We start from the raw sequence: 19,601 nt of genomic DNA on the forward strand, positions 1-19,601 counted from the left end.
CCGCTCTTCTGGGATGTCTCCTGGTCCGGTTCCGGATCTTCCACGATCAACCCGCTGCGGGGTCGGCTACGCAAAGCGTGCCGCCACTGCGTCTGCGACTTCGTGGTGATCGCGACCGGTCCCAGCCCCTCTGGGGAGCCATCGAGCGGGAATTGGCCCGCTCCCGATGGAGCCTCACACCATGTCGAACGACCTCGATCTCGCCCAGAACGCCGCCTTCCAGCTCGCCCGCACCCTGATGGTCCCGGTCTCACTCTTCGAGGTAGACGGCGAATAGGGCGTTTATCTGAACAGTCAAGCTGTCTCACTGGCATTTCGCTGAGCTCGCCGGCTCCCGGAACAGCGTCTCGATCAGCGGACATTCCCGCCGATTGCCTTCTGTGCATTGGGCCACCACGTCCTTCAGCACTCGCTCCATGCGTTTCAGGTCGGCGATCTTTTCACGCACGTCGTCGAGATGCGCGGCGGCAACGGCGCTTGCCTCGGCGCAGGGCTGGTCGCGCTCGTCGACGAGGCGCAGCAGTTCACGGACTTCATCGAGGGAGAAGCCGAGCTCGCGCGCCCGCAAGACGAAGCGAAGCCGTCGCTCGTGGGTGCTGTCGTAGCTGCGATAGCCGCTCGCCGTGCGCGGCGGCTCCGGCAGGAGGCCGACCTTCTCGTAATAGCGGACCGTCTCCAGATTGCACCCTGTGCGCTGTGCGAGTTCGGCGCGCTTGAGGCCTTTCACGCCAGCGTGATCGCGCATCCAAAAATACCCCTTGACCCTGTAGTTGCTACAGACCGCACATTAGCGCCTGGATAGGTTTTCGACAAGAAGAGCGAGGTCGAACATGAATGCATCCCGACACGGACCAGCAGACGTTGCACCGACTGCGGCAAACCTGACGACGCCAGAGCGAAGCGAGGCCGGGCGACAGCGCCTGGTCGCCGTCGGCGGCATACTCGGCGCCATCGCCGCCTCGTCCTGTTGCATCATTCCGCTCGTCCTGTTCAGCCTCGGCATCGGCGGCGCCTGGATCGGCAATCTGACGGCGCTTGCGCCCTACAAGCCACTGTTTGTCGCCGCAACGGCGGGCATGCTCGGCTACGGCTTCTACCTTGTCTACTGGAAGCCGCGACAGGCCTGTGCCGATGGGGCTGCCTGCACGCGCGCCGTCCCCAGCCGCCTCGTTCAGATCGCGCTCTGGTTCGCGACCGTACTCGTCGCCGCTGCTTTCGCCTTCGACTACGTCGCGCCGCTGCTGCTTTCCGCCTGACACCAAGAGGAGACTACCCCATGAGGAAGAGTTTGAGCGCTTTCACTTTGATCGCGTCGGTGATGACTGCGCCTGCCGCCTTCGCCGCCGAACGCACTGTGACGTTTGCCGTCGACAACATGACCTGCGCCTCGTGCCCCTACATCGTGAAGACCACGATGGCGGCAATCCCCGGTGTCGCGAAGGTGACCGTCTCCTTCGAGGCGAAGTCCGCGACCGTGACCTTCGACGACGCTAAGACGAGCACCGATGCCATCGCAGCCGCCAGCATGAATGCTGGTTATCCGGCCCACCCGACGCAGCAAGGCAGCTAGATGACTGATCGCGCCGTAATCCGCGCAGGTGCCGTTGGCGCCGTCCTCGCCGCGATCTGCTGCGCGGCGCCGCTCCTCGCCGTCGGCCTGTCTCTGGCGGGTCTTGGCACGTGGCTGACAGGTGTGGGTGCAGTGGTGCTTCCCCTGATCGTCGCGGGCTTCGGCTTCGGCGCGTGGGGGCCCCATCATCGCCGGGCAAGAGCCACGGCCTATGAGACGAAGATTCGCAAGGAAGGCGTGAAGCCATGAACGATTGCTGTGCAACCTCCTCCCGGGACAACCCGGCCGTTTCTCAGCCCGCGACACTGGCGAGCTTTGCCGTTCGACCGGGCGTAACGTTTCCGGATTGGTCGGCGGTCACGTCGCCTGTGGTCAAGAACGCTCTGCAGGCGATGGTCGGGTCCGACCACGTGCTCAATCGCTGGAGCGGTTACGATCCCGCCACCGACAGGGTGCGTGTTGCGTTGCTCCGACTCTACGCCGACCACGGGGGTGCCCCGACCATAAGCGCGCTTGCGGAGCGTACAAAACTCAGTGAGATGGTCATCCGGCCACTGCTCGACGAGCTCCGCCGGCGCGACCTCGTCGTTCTCGATGGCGAGCTGATCGTCGGCGCCTATCCGTTCAGCGATCATAACACCGGCCATCGGGTCACTCTGGACGGACGCACGCTGAATGCAATGTGCGCGGTCGACGCGCTGGGCATCGGTGCCATGACCGATCGCGACACCGCGATCGCCTCGCCCTGCGGCCATTGCGGCGCACTGATCCGGATCACCACGCAGGACCGAGGGCGGGCACTCGCCGACGTCGAGCCACAGTCGGCCGTCATGTGGCAGAGCGTCCGTTATGAAGGCGGCTGCGCCGCGAGCTCGCTCTGCGCGACGACCGCTTTTTTCTGCTCGGACGAGCATCTTTCCGCCTGGCGCGACGAACGTTCCACCGACGAGCCAGGTTTCCGGCTGTCGATCGAGGAAGGACTGGAAGCCGGCCGTGCTCTGTTCGGGCCGAGCCTCGCTGGTCTCGATGTGGCGTCGAAGAGCCTGGTGGTCGCCAACCGACCCTTGCGCACAAACGGTCGCAATGGAGGCGCTTACGATCTCGTCGTCATCGGCGCCGGCTCGGCCGGCTTCTCGGCCTCGATCACGGCCGCCGATCAGGGCGCACAGGTGGCGCTCATCGGCAGTGGCACCATCGGCGGCACCTGCGTCAATGTCGGCTGCGTGCCGTCGAAGACCCTGATCCGCGCGGCCGAGACGCTTCATAACGCTCGCGTGGCGGCACGTTTTGCCGGCATTACTGCTGAAGCCGAACTGACAGACTGGCGCGGAACCGTTCGTCAGAAGGACACGCTCGTGTCTGGGCTGCGCCAGGCCAAATACGCGGACCTGCTCCCCGCGTACAATGGTATCGCCTATCGCGACGGGCCGGCTCGCCTCCTCGACGGCGGTGTCGAAGTTGACGGCGCGCGTATTGCCGCTGGCAAGATCATTATCGCAACCGGCGCGCGGCCGGCAGTTCCTGCTATTCCTGGCCTCGAGACCGTACCGTATCTCACCAGTACGACGGCGCTCGACCTCGAGGAACTGCCGCGATCGCTGCTGGTGATCGGCGGCGGTTATATCGGCGCGGAGCTCGCCCAGATGTTCGCCCGTGCCGGCGTCAAGGTGACCCTCGTCTGCCGGTCCCGACTGCTCCCCGAGGCCGAGCCCGAGATCGGCGCGGCGCTCACGGGGTATTTCGAGGATGAAGGCATCACCGTTATCTCCGGCATCGCTTACCGCGCGATCCGCAAAACCGAGGGCCGAGCGTCACTGACCGTCACGCGTGACGGTCACGATGTCCAGATCGACGCCGATCAGGTGCTGATCACCACGGGCCGCACGCCCAACATCGAAGGCCTTGGGCTGGCCGAGCACGGGATCACCGTCTCGGCGAAGGGCGGCATCGTGGTCGACGACCGCATGCGCACGACCAAGGCTGGCGTCTATGCCGCCGGCGACGTCACCGGCCGCGACCAGTTCGTCTACATGGCCGCCTATGGCGCCAAGCTCGCCGCCAAGAACGCCCTCAATGGCGACAGCCTGCGCTACGATAACAGCGCCATGCCCGCTATCGTCTTCACCGATCCGCAGGTCGCAAGCGTAGGTCTCACCGAGGCGGCGGCGCGTGCGGCCGGGCATGAGATCCGCGTTTCGACGATCGGTCTCGATCAGGTGCCGCGCGCACTCGCCGCCCGCGACACTCGTGGGCTTATCAAGCTCGTGGCCGATGCTGCTGGCGGTCGTTTGCTCGGCGCCCACATCCTCGCGCCGGAAGGTGCCGACAGCATTCAGACCGCGGCTCTCGCGATCCGCCAGGGTCTCACCGTCGATGACCTCGCGGACACGATCTTTCCTTACCTCACCACGGTCGAGGGGCTGAAGCTCGCAGCACTTTCGTTCGGCAAGGACATCGCCAAACTCTCCTGCTGCGCCGGGTGAGCACAATCGGCGTCAAGGGCGTTTCCTGCCGATGATCGGTATGACGTCGGCGGTGCGGTTATCGCGCCGCCGTTCCATAAGCTGGCACAGCGCGCGGACTTGACGATGCTGGGCGAGCACGGTTTCGACGGCGCGCCGCTCCTGTTCGGCCCGGGCCGTCCCCGCCGGCCGATCCGTCGCGTTGCGCCGGGCTCTCGACTCGGCAACTGCATGGCGGAAGGCTTCCAGCACCTCGGAAGCGCGGTTCGCGGTCGCGCGACTGACACCTGCCTCGATGGCCAGATTCACAACCGTCAGCCTGCCATCAGCCACGCGGGGGCACCCATAAAGGAGGCGCGCCATCGCCTCACGAAGCGCCTGTTCCGTGGCTGCACTGACCGGCTTCATGATGTGCGTTCCTTCAACGGCGCGATGAGCCTGCGTTTTCTGTCGTTGTCCAGGCGCAGCGCTTCGCGTTGCAGCGGGGAGAGACGCTTGTCGGCGAGAAGATCCTCCGCCTGTGCAATGGAGGCTTCCCATGGCGGGAGATGTCGCTCGACGAGGCAGGCGTTGGGACATCGGTCGGGCGCGCATCGCGACAGGACCGGCACCGAGGCTGAAGGTTTCTCAGACTCCCGCAGGCAGAGCGCCGTCAATGGGTCGAAGAAGCAGTCGTTCAGATATCCGACATGCAGCGTGCGCGCCAGATGCGCCAGCATCGCCTTCAGGCGCTTGCGATCGGCCAGTTGCCCCGGAAGCGGGCCGAGTTCGCGGCCGACCCGCTCCAGTTCCACGCCGACGCGCTTACCGGCGGGTCCGCCTGGACCGTGACCGCGTCGATGGTTTTCGAAGTAGTCGATGATGTCGTCGAGTTGTCCGAGCGCCAGTTCCTGTTCGACCTCCTGCCTGAAGCCGGATGCGGACGAGCCGGCATAGCCGTTGAACATGGCCACGGAGGCGTGCTTGTACTGGATTTTGCCGGCGACAACCCCGAAGGGCCGGTTCGCGATGTACCAGGCCAGCGTTCGCCTGAACTGACGGGTGTTGAAGCGCCAGACGTCTTCTCCCACTCGGGGGATCACAGGACTATCGTCCGCGCCATATCGCTCATCGAGATGTTCTCGGAATTGGTTGATCTTCTTGGCGATGAGTATCGGCGTCTCGGCATTGTTCGTCTCGCGGTCGTCAAGGGCAAGCCATAGCCGCTCTGTCCCCGCATTCCGGCGGAATCGTTCCGAAAGACGCTCGGCAACCCGGATCGCCTGGACGGCGGCCTCGATGGTGATCCATTCGACCTGTTCGCCGCGAGCGCCGCGATCCTTCCAGGTCACGCCCTCGATCGCCAGCCTTTCTGTTCGCCCGTCCCGGTCGAGATTCCGTTTCAGGCAGCCGGATCGCAGCGACTGCACCTCACCGTCGCGCATGCCCGTCAGATAGCAACACACGATATAGGCGGCCGTCTGCAGGTGCCGTTCTTCCCGCGCCAGGCTGATGGCATCGAAGCGCTCCCGCCACGGTCGCCCCGTGTCGGGATCCGGGGAGATCGGCGTGTCCATCCCGCCCACCTCGAACCCAAGCTCGTCGACAGCATCATGAACCATCGACAACAGGGCCGGATCTTTGTGGACGGTGGTGAGATGCAGCCCGCATTGCATCGTCAGGAGCTTCAGATTGATGACCTCGCCATCAAACCTGCCGCCCCGCGACAATCTGCCGGTCAGCCCCCCGATCGAAAGAGGTCTTTCCCAGACAGGAATGCCTCTTCCTTCCTCGCGACGCTTGTCGATCCAGGAGGCCAGCATTACCGCGGGCCGCGTGTGGCGGGCGCGCGAGCGTGCTGCGAACCGGCTGTTCAGTGCATCGGCTTCAGCCCGGGCAGTGAAGATGTCGTCGCAGAGGTGCTCGACATATTTCAAGGCCCATCGCAGCATTGCGCCGATGACCGGCTCCGGGATGCGCGCGGTCCGGTTTTCCGAACAGCGCGTTCCCTGGCCGGTTGCCCGATAGACCGGTCGGCCGCGCCACGGGGTGAAGGTGATGCCACCGCACGTCAGATAGGGCGCCAGGCGATGAAGCTGGACGATGGGCCTGAGGCACACACCCACGCGCCCCGGCGTGATCGGCCGCGCCCGGTGATGGGTCGCGTATGCATCGATCAAATCCTGATCGACGTTTGCCAGATCGAGCTTGCCGATCCGCGAGCGCACGAAGTCCAGGAACCGGCGCAGCGTCGCAAGCGCAGTATGGCCGGAGACTGGCCGCAACCGCGGCTCACCGTCGGCGCGCCGTTCATTCATCCAGGCATAGATGTATTCCTTCGCAAGCAACCGCTCTGCCGCGCAGGGGATCACGCCGAAGTCGACCGTTCGAAAGGCCTTTCTGGCCATGTTGAACATCGCCGGCGCCATATCCCAGACATCATCGCCGAACCGCGAGAGCGCCGCTCGGTCGGTACCATCCCTGAGAGGCATCGAAGCCAAAACGATGTCGTCATCGACCCTGAGGCGTGAGACGGCACGCTCATCGTTCAAAGGAGAGGTAGTGGTCATGAGCCGTAAGCCTCCGGCGGAAGATAGAGCAACCGCGCCGAGGATTCTGCCGCCTCAACCCGTGCGCCTCCGACGACGGAGGACGGGAACATCGGCAGAATTTGCTCCGTGATCCTGCGGTATGGCCGATCGAATTTCTCGTTCCAGTCGCCAGAAGGCAACGCCTCCCGCAGCTCGTCCATGAACGCCTGGAACGCGATCAGCGCCGGTAGTTTCCGTGCGGTAATGACCGCGTTGGAGCATTCCAGGCACCCCCAGAACGGCGTCGGACAGGCTTCGCCTTCCCGACCGAAAGGGCTGACGCGGAAGTTGCTGCACGCCGCCAGCCAAAGATCCTGCTCTCCGTCCAGGAGCGGGCCGATCTTTTCCGACGGCACCGGCAGCCCGGTCGCGTCGGCTGAGGTTCGCAGCCGGGCTTCATCCGCGGGCACAACGATCCAAGGTCGCAGAGCCGGCGCCATCGCGTCGGTCAGTGCCTCGACTATCGTCTGCTCATGCAGATGCCGAAGGGCGGGGATGTCGGCATAATGGTTGGCCGCCACCGCTACCGTGTGGCCGACGGCAAAGTTCTCCAACTGCCCTCCGGTCCGCTTATACCAGTCAGCCTTCTGGGTCTTGCGCAGCCTGGAGAGATTGAGCGCCAGCGATTTTCCGGCGTCATCGACGATTCCGTACTTCTCGACAAACGCGGCCACGCAGGTCCCCAGCTTTTTCGGCGACGACAGGCGCCCCGGCTTCCAGGTGATCCAGAGCTTGCTCGATCCAGTGTGCTGCCGAGCCTTTTCCGTCAGCTTGATCGCCAGCCGCAGGACGGCTCCGGGCGTCTCCCGTCCGCCATCGCGGACACGCAAGCGCTTCCACTGGGCATGATGCGCGCGCCGCTTTCGATACTCGATCTCGACATAACCCCGGTTGGGATTGCGCAAGCAGTCAGCCTCAAGCCCACGCAGCGCTTCGATCTCCATGCCGGTCGTCAAGGACAGCCAGACGAGGAAGCCGACGACATCGTACCGGGTCAGATGGAAGCCGGCATGCAGTTCCTCGACCGGAGGCGGCTCGAGCCCGCATCTATGAGCGTGGTAGCGCAGATTGTCGAACAGCGCGCCTTCCCCGGCGACTACTCCCGCCGTCACAATCTGTTCGACCACTAGGTCATAGCGACGGCGCAATTCTGGATCACGGCCTACATCCAGAAGTGGGGGAGGCAGAGCCTCGCCCGTCGCTATCCGGTCGCGAGCCTCGATGATCTGGCGCATCGCTGCCTGCAGCAACGTCGAGGCAATCCTCCCACTGTAGGCATCGCGCGGCTTTGAGACGCCGTGCTCGCCGTGACCGATGTATTTCAGGCGCAACAGTGTTTCGGGCGGAAGCCTTTCAGGATTGAGCTCGGCGGCGACGCGCAGCACCCCGATCAGAGCACCGAGCACATTGCGCTGATTGGGTCGCTCGCCGCCGTTCTGCTCCAGCCAGTCCTCATAGGCATTGATTACCGCCGGAGTTAAGTCGTCGAGACGACGAGGTTTTACCGACGCCCCTTCCAGGAACAGCCAGAACCGCCGCAGACGGCGGATAAAGGTGCCTGCGGTTTTCCAGAGTGGTGCCGGCCCCATCCGGTGGAGATACTCCTGCAGGAATGGCGCAACCTCATGGGTCAGCGCCGTCAGCGGCCAGGAAGACAGATTGACGTCGATCCTCCCGGCATCTTCCGTCCGAAGGACGAAGACGAGCGGATTTTGCGGATTTTCCTCTTGAGTGTCGAACAATTCGATTCCAACTGGGAAGGTGGCACGACGACCGCGTTTCATCACAGGGGTCCACCAGCATTAACGCGCAGTTCCCAGGCCTCGACCGCAGCGTCGATCATTTCCTGGCTTTCTTCCATGCAATCCAGGTAGATGTGAGTGCTTTCGATGCGGCTATGGCCCAGCAAACGCTGCAACTTCAGAAGAGGATCGCCAATCAAGCGGCGGTACGCCGCGCCGATATGGGATCGGCGTTCGTCGAGTACCCATCCGATCTGTTCACGCACGAGCAGCGACAGCATATGAACCGCAAAGGTGTGGCGCATCATGTGCGGAGTGACGTCGAGGTCGATCCCGAACCGCCTGCACCGTACGCTTGCCCTCCGGAAGACCACCTCCCAAGCGGCCGGGGGCATGGGCCGCGCCCCTTCCGCCAGCCAAAGACACAATGGTTCGGATGTTTCCGCCCATACCAAGCGGCTGCGTTCGCGCGGCGCCAGCACGTCGACACTGGCTCGAACTGTGTCCTTTTCCAGAAGGAGCCTTCCCCGATCGTGGCTGACGACACGGATCGGATGTTCGATTGACCTATTGCGCGGTTGCGAAAGGCGCATGAGGACATTGGTCCGTTCCAACGCCGCGTATTCATGCAGACGCTTCAGCACGCGCTCGGGCAAGCGGATCTCGCGCCCCTTGCTACCCTTGGCAATGGCCGGCGCCAGTCGGAAAGATCGGCTCCTCAATGCACCGACCGGCTCCGTCCTCGGGAACTCGATCCAGAGCAGACTTGCCGCTTCCTGGAGCCGCAGGCCCGTCGTGACGAGCAATTCGGCGAACAACGCATTGCGCTCGCTGTTGCGGCCCTGCCAGGTGGGATCCTCGCTCCCGTCTGGAAGACGACCACGCAAGCCGATCTCGCGAAACAGGAGATACCGATCCAGGGAAAGGAACCGGATATCGCGTGTCCGTGCGCCGCGCTCGGTGGCAACATTGGCAGCGACCGCTATGGCCCCGCCGCCGTTCGTCCGTCGCCATGATTGCCGATAGGTGAAAGGCGATTTGGCGATCATTCCCTCTTCAAGAGCCCATCGGTAAAGCTTGTCGAGCGCTGCTACCGACCGGTTCCAGCTCGCGGCCGAGATGCGCGCCGGAGGAAGCGCCAGACGTCGCGCCGCATGGAAGGCTGCGACATCGTGCCGATCAGCCGCCCAGAGGGCTCTGTTGTCTCGGCGCTCGGCAAGAAAGCGCATCCAGATCAGGATATCCCAACCATAGGCGCGCAAGCTGTTGGGCGAACGAACCCCCAACGTGGGGCAAGCTCGAAAGAACCGGTTCAGGTCGTGATCGTAGCTGTCGTCATCGCCAAGAATGAACGGCATGCCGTCCACGAGGTTCAGCTTCTCGGCGGCTGCGACTTCATCCACCGACAGCCTGTGGACGACGCCATCAACCGTAACAGACTGCCGCAGCGTCGAAAGATCCGTGAAGAAGAGCTGGGGCATCCTGTTCTCCTCGGCCGCGATTTTCCCGCCGGGACGGGCTCGAGCCCGTCCCGGCGGGAAAATCGCATCGCCTCACCTCAAGCGAAGGGGAATGTCGTCAACGTTGATCGTGTGCTGCGAACGTCACAGCGGTAAGACAGAACACAGAGTCAGGATAACGGCGTCCTGCCGGCCGACGAGCTCGACGGCGAGGATGTCACCGTGCTTTTCGAATACGATCCCTTCTCGGGCAGCCGGCCGGTTCACTGAACCGGCCCTTGGCCGCGCAGGGTGCCGCTTGCGAGCTGGCGCCCGCAAGGGAAGCTAACGCCGCGGGCCGGGTCGCCCGTTACTGGTATGACGAATTCACCAGTTGCCGGCCCGTGCCCTTGCAGCCTTGCTCTTCGCGGCAGGTAGGAGCGATCCCGCGAATTATGCGGGCAGGCAAGATATAGGAAAGGCCAGACGAAGATCGTCCGGAGAATGAAATGGAGACAAGCGAGGTTGAATATCTGAAAAGCCACGTGTCCTGCGCGGCGGTGCTGGAGAAGTCCGGCTTCGCGATCGACGTGAGGGAGAGCACGCGGCGGGCGGTCAAGCATCGCCGCGGTGAGGACATCATCATTGTGATCCATGACGGCAAGGGTTGGTTCGATCCGCTGTCGGATGCGAAGGGAGACGTATTCTCGCTGATCCGCCATCTTGACGGTGGGAATTTCGCCGAAGTCCTTGCAGCTGCCGCCGAACTTGTCGGATACGTGCCAGCAGAACCGGCCTGGACGCGGCAGGCTCGGGAATATCAACCGGCGGCGCCTCTTTATGAACGCTGGAGCCTACGCCGCCAACCGTGGCCGGGTTCGGCGACTTGGCGCTACCTGCGCGATGACCGGTCTCTTCCGGATGTCATCATCCACGCCGCCGTCCGCCAGAACCAACTACGCGAAGGTCCGCGCGGCAGTCTATGGGCGGCGCATGTCGATGATGCCGGTGTCGTCACCGGTTGGGAGGAGCGAGGCCCGCTATGGCGAGGCTTCTCGACTGGCGGATCGAAAGTGTTGTTCCGGCTGGGCGCCACCGATGGTCTGCGCTTGTGCGTGACAGAGGCGGCGATCGACGCGATGAGCCTCGCAGCTCTGGAAGGGTTGCGGGAGCAAACCCTCTATCTCAGCACCGGCGGCGGATGGTCGCCGACGACTGCGGCGGCGTTGCGAGTGCTCGCCATGCGTCCCCACGCGCAACTGGTTGCCGCCACGGATGCCAATGCGCAGGGCGAGGCGTTTGCCTCTCGCCTGCGCACTTTGGCAGAGGAAGCGGGTTGCGACTGCCTTCGCCTGACGCCGGCGGCGGAAGATTGGAACGATGCGCTTCGTGCCCGGGCGAAATAGGAAAAGGCAAGATGAGGTGGCCGCCCTCACAGAGGAATGCTGGCCAGACGATGTTCCGGCTCAATGAGCAAACGCTCCGCATGGGCGAACTTTGGGACTATGCGTTCACTCGAGTTCTCGAGAGCTCGAGCCGAGGTCGGCTCCTTACTGCTGTCCCAATTTCATCTCGGGAGAATAAGGCTTTTCGATCGTTTTGGTGACGGCCTGACCAGCAACCACCTTTTGTGTGTTCGTATCGAAGGTCATTGTCGTTGGCCCATGCAGGGCCCAGCCTTTGCTCAAGGCTTCGGAGATTTTATGGCAGAAGGTCGAGTCGTCCGGACCTGTCAGGAAGCGGTATAACATCGTCATTAATCTTCTCCTTTGTCCGTCGGGAATCGAAGGCTGAAGCCCAAAGCAGTTAGACTGCGTTGAGCGTCTGCTTAACGTCATCGATGGCCGTCCGTGGCCATTATCAGGACCATCCGAAATTTCGCGTTGCCTGACCTCATTCGCTGGTAGGCGTCAGGTGCGTGCTCGAGAGACATGGTCTCAATCCAAGGCCGGACCTCCGTAAGGGCGCTGAAGGCTAGGGTCCGCTCGTTCTCGTAGGGGCGTACCGGTTATGGAGCCTTGCACGCTCCGCTCGCCACCAACCAAGATACCGGCCGATATGGCTACGGGCTCCTTGCCGGTTCCGAGCATGACGAGCCGCCCTCCCGGGGCAAGCCCGGCCACCAGTGGCGATACCACCGTCGTCAGGCCGACCGTCGCTATGATGGCTTTGGCCCCGCCCATAGCATTCAGAGCCTGGGCCGCGTCCTGTACTTCCGTGTCGATGTAACTATGAGCTCCGAGCCCATGCGCATCCTCGGCGATATCCGCACCGCGGCCGATAGCTGCAACCCTGAAACCCATGCGGCGTGCGTATTGGACAGCCATGTGGCCGAGCCCACCGATGCCGAGAACGGCCACCGTATCGCCCGCCTCGGCGCCGGATTTCTTCAGGGCGTTGAAGGTCGCGATACCCGCACACAGGATCGGAGCTGCTTCTTCTGAACTCAGCTCGTCGGGAATGGAAACCAAGCCGGTGCTGCGGGCGATCATCATCTCCGCATAGCTGCCCTCATTCTCGACCAACTTCGTCGCGCACCGCAACTTCCGAGCGCGCTGCCGTGGCCACGAAGCGAGGCGCTGACCAAAATTTGCGAAGCGCTCTTCCTCGACCCGAACGACGAGCGAAGTGCGAATGACTGGGCTCGGGAACTCGGCATGTCGGTTCGGACGCTGACCCGACGCTTCGAAGCCGAGGTTGACGCCCCACTCCGCTCGTGGAGGCGCCGATTGCGCGTATTTCGCGCGATCGAACTGCTAAGCAGCGGAATGTCCGTGACCAGCGTGGCGATGGAGCTGGGTTACGGAACCCCCTCGGCCCTGATCTTCGCGTTTCGAGGGGAGATGGGCAAAAGTCCCCATGCCTTTGTTCGTCAAAATGCGGGTCATGCAGCGGGAAGATGAGATCGACGAGCCGTCCGCAAGTTAATTCGGCAGCGCTCTGGCTGCCTGTCTGAATCTTTACCCTCTGCCGCCGAGTGAGGTTGACCCGTCTCGAGTTTCCCACCCCTCCTGCCACCGGCGGCATTGATCCGCCGGTACCCGAGGTGCGCAGCTCGTCTTCGTTTCGACGGCAATGCGCGAGGAGACGGATTCGTCACGGGCCTGCGAAGGATTCTTGAAGCGGCTCGGACCGGCCTCGCCTCGCACCGTCGGGGCATTGGAACCCTCTAAAGGTCCGAAAGTGGGAGAAAGAGGGCGGGATGGAGGAGAGACGGGGCCTGCCGCATGCCCGCCGGCCGCGTCAAGGGTGAAGCTTCGCCCGGCTGCGCCGGCCCTTGACTCGTCCGGACGGAGAGGCGGCGGCGGGGGAGGGGTCATGAAGGGCTGAAGAGAAGATGGTGATCCCATAAGGGGAGCCGCGCTCCGGCCTGGACGAGGCCTTGAAGGAGCCCGCCAATGAACCTCTCCGTCCATTCCATCCGCAAAGTGTATCAGGGCGTCGCCGACCGTCGCCAGATGTTTCGCCTGTTCGACCGCCATGCCCAGCGCCCGAACCGCTTCAACGGCGACGACGGCCATTTCTACCGTGGAGAATGGTTCGAGATCGGCCAGGCCGAGCACGATTACATGTTCGAGATCCTGCCGCCGCTATGGATGCGTGGCGACATGTTCGCGATGCGCGAGTACCTGACCGGCTCGATCACCTCGATCTTCTTCGCGCTGTCAATCGAGGGCCGCCTCAGGCATTTCCACGGCTATTGCGATCTGGCCGACAGAGGCTCGCCCGAGCGCATGCGTTCGGCAATCGTCGAGCGTGAATCCCGGCCCGTGCGGGCGATGAGCCGCGAGGAGCGTCTCGAGCACATCTGGAGCGCGACCGAGGACGCCTATCGCGGTTACGCCGATGAGGGATTCGCGCAAGCGCAGCGCGGTGAGCGCATCGTGATGATGTGCGCATCCTGGCAGAAACGGGCTTTCAGGATTCTTGGCGAGCTGAGCGATACGGATATCTCGGCCAAGCTGCCTGTGCATCTGCGCCACCTCCCCGACGCGATCGCGGCGTGAGGGATGGCCATGTTCACCTTCACTGTGACGGCGGTCCGCGCCGTCATCACGAAGGGGCGCATCGACGCGCTCCTGAACGGCGGCTTCCGCAATCCCTATTACGGCTTGCGGCCCGGCGAGGGTGAGAAGCCCGGCGCCTGGCTGGTCGGGGATGAAGGGGGCTACTTCCTCTCGAACGGCAAGCTGCCCGAGGGGCAGTGCCCGTTCGTCGTCTACGCCGAAGAGTGCGATCCGAAGACGAATCCGGACTTCTGGCACTACAAGCGCCGACACTTCGGAGCGGATGACGGCATCGATTTCCTCGACGCCGAGATGCTCGTCAGGCTGATCGCCGCCTCGCCGACAGCGACCCACCTGCAGATCGTCATGACCGCCACCAGCCTGTCGGTCACGGCGGTCCGCCGCTGAAATACCGGGCCGCAAAGGCCCTTTTCCTCAACCTGCTCGCGATCTTCGCACCTGCCCTTCGACACCCGGCGGGCCGATGGCGCGCGCCTTCACGACAGGAGACGCTTCCATGGCGCATGACGACCCCTTTACCATCGACCTCTTCGGCAACACCGCCGTGTCTTCCGGGCTGTGCCTCGGCGTCACGGCGTTCGCCGGCATCGCCGACAACGATCCGGATGACGATCCCGATCCCACGACGCCGGCGCCTGCGCTTGCGCAGCCAGCGCTTGCTCAGGTACGAATCCTCGGCAAGCCAAGGGAGAAGGGGACGAACTTCGTCCTCGACGGCGACCGTGGACTCGCCGCTGGCTGGAAGGCCCGGGCGCGCGACAGCATCGCCGCGATCCGGCTCGCCTCCGAGATCGAAGAGCAGGAGAGGCCAGCGACCGTCGAAGAACAGGCGCGTCTGATCCGTTTTACCGGCTTCGGCGCGTCCGATCTTGCTAATGGCGTCTTCCGCCGGCCGGGCGAGATGGAATTCCGCGCCGGCTGGAATGCGCTCGGCGCCGAGCTGCAGGACGCCGTGACCGAGGCCGACTACGCCTCGCTGGCGCGCTGCACGCAATATGCGCATTTCACCCCGGAGTTCATCATCCAAGCGATCTGGACGGGTTTGCAGCGGCTCGGCTGGCGCGGAGGCAGGGTGCTCGAGCCGGGGATCGGCACAGGGCTGTTCCCGGCGCTGATGCCGGCGGGCCTGCGCGACGCCTCGCACATCACCGGCATCGAGCTCGATCCGGTCACGGCGCGAATCGCACGGCTGCTGCAGCCGCGGGCCCGGATCGTCAGGGGAGATTTCGCGCGCACCGACCTGCCGGCGGTCTTCGATCTCGCCATCGGCAATCCGCCATTCTCCGATCGCACGGTCCGCTCCGATCGCGCCTATCGTTCGCTTGGCCTTCGGCTGCATGACTACTTCATCGCCCGGTCGATCGATCTGTTGAAGCCCGGCGCGCTCGCGGCCTTCGTCACTTCGCACGGCACGATGGACAAAGCCGACGCGACCGCACGCGAGCGCATCGCGAAGTCGGCCGACCTGATTGCGGCAATCCGCTTGCCCGAAGGCAGTTTCCGCAATGACGCCGGCACGGATGTGGTGGTCGACATCCTCTTCTTCCGAAAGAGGAAGGTCGGCGAGCCCGAGGGAGATCAGACCTGGCTTGATCTCGATGAAGTTCGTGCCGCTACGGCCGACGATGGCGCCATTCGGGTCAACCGTTGGTTCGTGCGGCATCCGGATTTCGTGCTCGGCACGCATGCCCTGACCTCCGGTCCGTTCGGCGAGACCTACACCTGCCTGCCGCATGAGGGCATGGAGCTCGGCGCAGCACTGGACGCCGCAATCTCTCTTCTTCCGGAAGCCATCTACGACGGCGAGCCGACGGAGATCGATCTCGACGATCATGGTCATGACGATCGCTTCAACGCCGTGGCGCACGCGGCTCGTCATGTCCGGGAGGGCAGCTATTTCTTCGACGCCAGCCATGGCCTGAAGCAGATCGTCGACGGTGTGGCGGTCGCGATCAAGGCGAGGAAAGCCCGGTCCGGCGACGGCGTCCCCGAAAAGCATATCCGCATCATCCGCAGGCTGATCCCGATCCGCGATGCGGTGCGCGAGGTGCTGAAATGCCAGGAACAGGACCGGCCCTGGAAGGAGGCGCAGGTACGGCTGCGGATCGCATGGTCGAGCTTCGTGCGCGAGTTCGGTCCGATCAATCACACCACGGTCTCGGTGAGCGAGGATGACGAGACCGGCGAGGTCCGCGAGACGCATCGCCGGCCGAACCTTCAGCCGTTCGTCGACGATCCCGATTGCTGGCTGGTCGCTTCGATCGAGAACTACGACGTCGACATCGACACGGCGAAGCCCGGGCCGATCTTCTCGGAGCGCGTCATCGCGCCGCCAGCGCCGCCCGTCATCACCTCGGCGGCTGACGCGCTGGTCGTCGTGCTGAACGAGCGCGGCCGCGTCGATCTCGAGCATATCGCCGAGCTCGTCCATCGCGATGTTCCCGCTGTAATCGAGGACCTCGGTGAGGCGATCTTTCAGGATCCGGTCGACGGCTCATGGCAGACGGCCGACGCCTATCTCTCCGGCGCCGTTCGCGAAAAGCTGAAGGCGGCGGAGACCGCGGCCGTGCTCGATCCGGCTTTCGAACGCAATGTCCGCTCCCTGATCGAGGTACAGCCGGCCGATCTCGGCCCCTCCGACATCACCGCGCGCCTCGGCGCCCCATGGATCCCGGCGGCCGACGTCGTCGGCTTCGTGAAGGAAACCACGGGCGCGGACATCCGCATCCACCACATGCCGGAGCTTGCCTCTTGGACCGTCGAGGCGCGCCAGCTTGGCTGGCTTGCGGCCGGCACCTCGGAATGGGGAACGGAACGCCGCCATGCCGGCGAGCTGCTGGCGGACGCGCTAAACAGCCGGGTGCCGCAGATCTTCGACACCTTCGAGGAGGACGGCAAGGAGCGGCGCGTCCTCAACGTCGTCGATACCGAGGCGGCGAAGGAGAAGCTCGCCAAGATCAAGACCGCATTCCAGAACTGGGTCTGGTCGGATGCCGATCGCACCGATCGGCTGGCGCGGCTTTACAATGATCGCTTCAACAATATAGCGCCGCGTACCTTCAACGGAGATCATCTGAAGTTGCCGGGCGCCAGCAGCGCCTTCACCCTCTACGCGCATCAGAAGCGCGGCATCTGGCGGATCATCGCGGCGGGCTCGACCTATCTCGCCCATGCCGTCGGCGCCGGCAAGACGATGACTTTTGTCGCCGCGATCATGGAGCAGCGACGGCTCGGCCTGATCGCCAAGGCGATGCTGGTCGTGCCGGGCCACTGCCTGGCGCAGGCCGCGCGCGAATTCCTGGCGCTCTATCCGTCCGCCCGCATTCTCGTCGCCGACGAGACTAACTTCACGAAGGACAAGCGCGCCCGGTTCCTGTCGCGTGCCGCGACGGCGACCTGGGATGCGATCATCATTACGCATAGCGCGTTTCGCTTTATCGGCGTGCCATCCGCATTCGAGCAGCAGATGATCCATGATGAGCTTGAGCTCTACGAGACGCTGCTGGCCAAGGTCGAGAGCGACGACCGTGTCTCACGCAAGCGGCTCGAGCGCCTGAAGGAAGGGCTTCAGGAGCGGCTGGAGGCGTTGTCGACGCGGAAAGACGATCTCCTCACCATCGCCGAGATTGGCATCGACCAGATCATCGTCGACGAGGCGCAAGAGTTCCGGAAGCTTAGCTTCGCCACCAACATGTCGACGCTGAAGGGGGTCGATCCGAACGGCTCGCAGCGGGCCTGGGATCTCTATGTGAAGTCCCGCTTTATCGAAACGAAGAATCCCAGCCGCGCTCTGGTGCTCGCCTCCGGTACGCCGATCACCAACACGCTCGGCGAGATGTTCTCGGTCCAGCGTCTGATGGACCATGCTGCGCTGATGGAGCGGGGGCTGCACGAGTTCGACGCCTGGGCTTCGACCTTCGGCGACACCACGACCGAACTCGAGCTGCAGCCATCCGGCAAGTACAAGCCGGTCTCCCGCTTCGCCAGCTTCGTCAACGTGCCGGAGCTGATCGCGTTGTTCCGCTCCTTCGCGGATGTGGTTATGCCGGAGGACCTGCGCCGCTATGTGAAGGTGCCGGCGATCTCGACTGGCCGGCGCCAGATCGTCACCGCGAAGCCGACAGCCGCCTTCATGCGCTATCAGACCGTGCTCGACGCCCGTATCAAAGTCATCGAGGAACGCGACCGGCCGCCGGAACCCGGCGACGACATCCTGCTCTCCGTCATCACCGACGGGCGCCATGCGGCGATCGACCTGCGGCTGGTCGATCCCGACAATGACAACGAGCCGGAGAACAAGCTCAACGCGCTTGTGGGCAATGCTTTTCGCATCTGGAGTGAGACGGCTGAGCGGACTTATCTGCAGCCCGACGGCAAAGCCTTTGAGCTGCCTGGCGCGGCGCAGATGATCTTCTCAGACCTGGGAACCATCAGCGTCGAGAAGACGCGCGGCTTCTCGGCCTATCGCTGGATCCGAGACGAGCTCATCCGCCTGGGTGTGCCGGCGTCCGAAATCGCCTTCATGCAGGACTACAAGAAATCCGAGGCGAAGCAGCGGCTGTTCGGCGATGTCCGCGGCGGCAAGGTTCGCTTCCTCATCGGCTCGTCCGAGACAATGGGCACCGGCGTCAACGCTCAGCTTCGGCTGAAGGCCCTGCACCATCTAGACGTGCCATGGCTTCCCTCGCAGATTGAGCAGCGGGAAGGCCGGATCGTGCGGCAAGGCAACCAGCACGACGAGGTTGATATCTTCGCCTATGCGACGGAAGGGTCCCTCGACGCTACCATGTGGCAGAACAATGAGCGCAAAGCCCGCTTCATCGCGGCCGCGCTCTCCGGCGACACCTCGATCCGCAGGTTGGAGGACCTCGGCGAGGGACAGGCGAACCAATTCGCCATGGCGAAGGCGATTGCCAGCGGTGATCAGCGCCTCATGCAGAAGGCGGGTCTCGAAGCCGACATCGCCCGGCTGGAACGCCTGCGCGCCGCGCATCAAGACGACCAGTTCGCCGTCCGCCGGCAGATCCGCGATGCCGAGCGCGATATCGAGGCCTCGACCCGGCGCATCGACGAGATCGGGCAGGACATCGACCGGCTGATTTCCACTCGGGGAGACGCCTTCGCCATGATGGTGAGCGGCCTTTCGTTCTGCGAACGAAAAGCCGCCGGCCGCGCGCTGATGAAAGAAATACTTACCCTTGTACAGCTCCAGCATGAAGACGAGACTGTCATTGCATCCCTTGGCGGGTTCGAGCTGGAATATTCCGGCGAGCGCTTCGGAAAGGATGGTTACCGCTATGCCGCCACGCTGCTGCGCACCGGTGCCGATCATGAGATCGAGCTGCCGGTGACGGTCACGCCGCTCGGAGCGATCGGCCGCCTCGAACATGCACTCGACGGGTTCAACGCCGATCAGGACCGCTATCGCCAGCGTCTAACCGAGGCCGAGCGGCGGCTATCGTCCTACCGGTCCCGCCAGGGCGGCCTGTTCGCCTTTGCTGACGTGCTTGCTGAAAAGCGGCGGCAGCTTGCCGGGGTCGAGGCGGCGCTTGCTGCCGATTTGGGAGGTATTGGCGCCGATGCAGACAGGCTAGTGGCGTAATAGATGCCGGAGTTGAATGATTCGCTCCAAACGAATTGGCGGATAAAAGTTGTCGGTCCACCCGGCCGGTGCGCGCCGTCTATGAGCGTTCTGCGATCTGGACCGAGCGCGCTGTCGGAATGCTGCTCACTGACTTCGAGCACGCGCCTTATCTTGGAGAAGATTTCATTTTGTCGCGTAGTTCCAGG

The 19,601-nt window shown here is 63.9% G+C and carries 16 protein-coding genes; 9 read left to right on the top strand and 7 right to left on the bottom strand.

All coding sequences use genetic code 11. The features are described 5' to 3' along the window. Positions 1–304 precede the first annotated feature (304 nt). Positions 305–745, bottom strand: coding sequence for a MerR family transcriptional regulator (locus AC1RQ5_RS30510; RefSeq protein ID WP_012092599.1), 441 nt, complete (start codon positions 743–745; stop codon positions 305–307). A gap of 85 nt (positions 746–830) precedes the next feature. Here AC1RQ5_RS30510 and AC1RQ5_RS30515 point away from each other — a divergent pair, with 85 nt between their 5' ends. The 4 genes from AC1RQ5_RS30515 to merBA are packed head-to-tail and all read left to right on the top strand — an operon-like array spanning position 831 to position 4,053. After that, positions 831–1,256 carry a mercuric transporter MerT family protein gene (locus tag AC1RQ5_RS30515; protein WP_012092600.1) on the top strand — a complete coding sequence of 142 codons (426 nt, stop codon included), beginning with the start codon at positions 831–833 and terminating at the stop codon, positions 1,254–1,256. A 20-nt stretch (positions 1,257–1,276) separates the two neighbouring features. Further along, on the top strand, positions 1,277–1,570 hold the full coding sequence (locus AC1RQ5_RS30520) for a heavy-metal-associated domain-containing protein (protein ID WP_012092601.1): 294 nt from the start codon (positions 1,277–1,279) through the stop codon (positions 1,568–1,570). Further along, complete coding sequence (locus tag AC1RQ5_RS30525; protein ID WP_012092602.1) at positions 1,571–1,819, top strand: hypothetical protein; 249 nt, start codon at positions 1,571–1,573, stop codon at positions 1,817–1,819. Further along, the gene (merBA, locus tag AC1RQ5_RS30530; RefSeq protein WP_012092603.1) at positions 1,816–4,053 is read left to right on the top strand and encodes a bifunctional organomercurial lyase/mercury(II) reductase MerBA; all 2,238 of its coding nucleotides are present in this window, start codon (positions 1,816–1,818) and stop codon (positions 4,051–4,053) included. The genes AC1RQ5_RS30525 and merBA overlap by 4 nt, the downstream gene beginning before the upstream one ends. A 12-nt stretch (positions 4,054–4,065) precedes the next feature. Here the strand turns inward: merBA and AC1RQ5_RS30535 are convergent, their stop codons facing one another. The 4 genes from AC1RQ5_RS30535 to AC1RQ5_RS30550 are packed head-to-tail and all read right to left on the bottom strand — an operon-like array spanning position 4,066 to position 9,825. Continuing rightward, complete coding sequence (locus AC1RQ5_RS30535; RefSeq protein WP_012092604.1) at positions 4,066–4,440, bottom strand: hypothetical protein; 375 nt, start codon at positions 4,438–4,440, stop codon at positions 4,066–4,068. Continuing rightward, a complete protein-coding gene (locus AC1RQ5_RS30540) occupies positions 4,437–6,581 on the bottom strand; it encodes a hypothetical protein (RefSeq protein WP_015647726.1) in 2,145 nt (714 codons plus the stop codon). Before AC1RQ5_RS30540 ends, AC1RQ5_RS30535 begins: the two co-directional genes overlap by 4 nt. Next, positions 6,578–8,386, bottom strand: a complete 1,809-nt coding sequence (locus AC1RQ5_RS30545; protein ID WP_012092606.1) for a site-specific integrase — start codon at positions 8,384–8,386, stop codon at positions 6,578–6,580. Before AC1RQ5_RS30545 ends, AC1RQ5_RS30540 begins: the two co-directional genes overlap by 4 nt. Further along, the gene (locus AC1RQ5_RS30550) at positions 8,386–9,825 is read right to left on the bottom strand and encodes a tyrosine-type recombinase/integrase (RefSeq protein WP_012092607.1); all 1,440 of its coding nucleotides are present in this window, start codon (positions 9,823–9,825) and stop codon (positions 8,386–8,388) included. The genes AC1RQ5_RS30545 and AC1RQ5_RS30550 overlap by 1 nt, the downstream gene beginning before the upstream one ends. 467 nt (positions 9,826–10,292) lie before the next feature. Between AC1RQ5_RS30550 and AC1RQ5_RS30555 the strand changes: the two genes are divergently transcribed. Further along, positions 10,293–11,189, top strand: a complete 897-nt coding sequence (locus AC1RQ5_RS30555; RefSeq protein ID WP_493204572.1) for a DUF3991 and toprim domain-containing protein — start codon at positions 10,293–10,295, stop codon at positions 11,187–11,189. Positions 11,190–11,333: 144 nt separating this feature from the next. Here the strand turns inward: AC1RQ5_RS30555 and AC1RQ5_RS30560 are convergent, their stop codons facing one another. Together AC1RQ5_RS30560 and AC1RQ5_RS30565 are read right to left on the bottom strand one after the other, a co-directional pair. Next, positions 11,334–11,540 (bottom strand): DUF1737 domain-containing protein, encoded by a 207-nt coding sequence (locus AC1RQ5_RS30560; RefSeq protein WP_493204573.1) that lies wholly within the window; start codon positions 11,538–11,540, stop codon positions 11,334–11,336. Between the two features lie 180 nt (positions 11,541–11,720). Continuing rightward, a complete protein-coding gene (locus AC1RQ5_RS30565; RefSeq protein ID WP_493204574.1) occupies positions 11,721–12,308 on the bottom strand; it encodes a zinc-binding dehydrogenase in 588 nt (195 codons plus the stop codon). 63 nt (positions 12,309–12,371) lie between these two features. On the opposite strand from AC1RQ5_RS30565, the gene AC1RQ5_RS30570 reads away from it, so the two are divergent. The 4 genes from AC1RQ5_RS30570 to AC1RQ5_RS30585 all read left to right on the top strand — a co-directional run bounded on the left by AC1RQ5_RS30570 (position 12,372) and on the right by AC1RQ5_RS30585 (position 19,413). Further along, on the top strand, positions 12,372–12,686 hold the full coding sequence (locus tag AC1RQ5_RS30570; RefSeq protein WP_493204628.1) for a helix-turn-helix domain-containing protein: 315 nt from the start codon (positions 12,372–12,374) through the stop codon (positions 12,684–12,686). Positions 12,687–13,181: 495 nt separating this feature from the next. Beyond that, a complete protein-coding gene (locus AC1RQ5_RS30575) occupies positions 13,182–13,790 on the top strand; it encodes a DUF1419 domain-containing protein (RefSeq protein ID WP_493204575.1) in 609 nt (202 codons plus the stop codon). 9 nt (positions 13,791–13,799) lie between these two features. Further along, on the top strand, positions 13,800–14,198 hold the full coding sequence (locus AC1RQ5_RS30580; protein ID WP_493204629.1) for a DUF3085 domain-containing protein: 399 nt from the start codon (positions 13,800–13,802) through the stop codon (positions 14,196–14,198). Positions 14,199–14,307: 109 nt separating this feature from the next. After that, positions 14,308–19,413, top strand: coding sequence for a helicase-like domain-containing protein (locus AC1RQ5_RS30585; RefSeq protein WP_493204576.1), 5,106 nt, complete (start codon positions 14,308–14,310; stop codon positions 19,411–19,413). The last annotated feature ends 188 nt before the right edge of the window (positions 19,414–19,601 follow it).

It is taken from the genome of Tardiphaga sp. GW821-FHT12E02, from assembly GCF_058807155.1.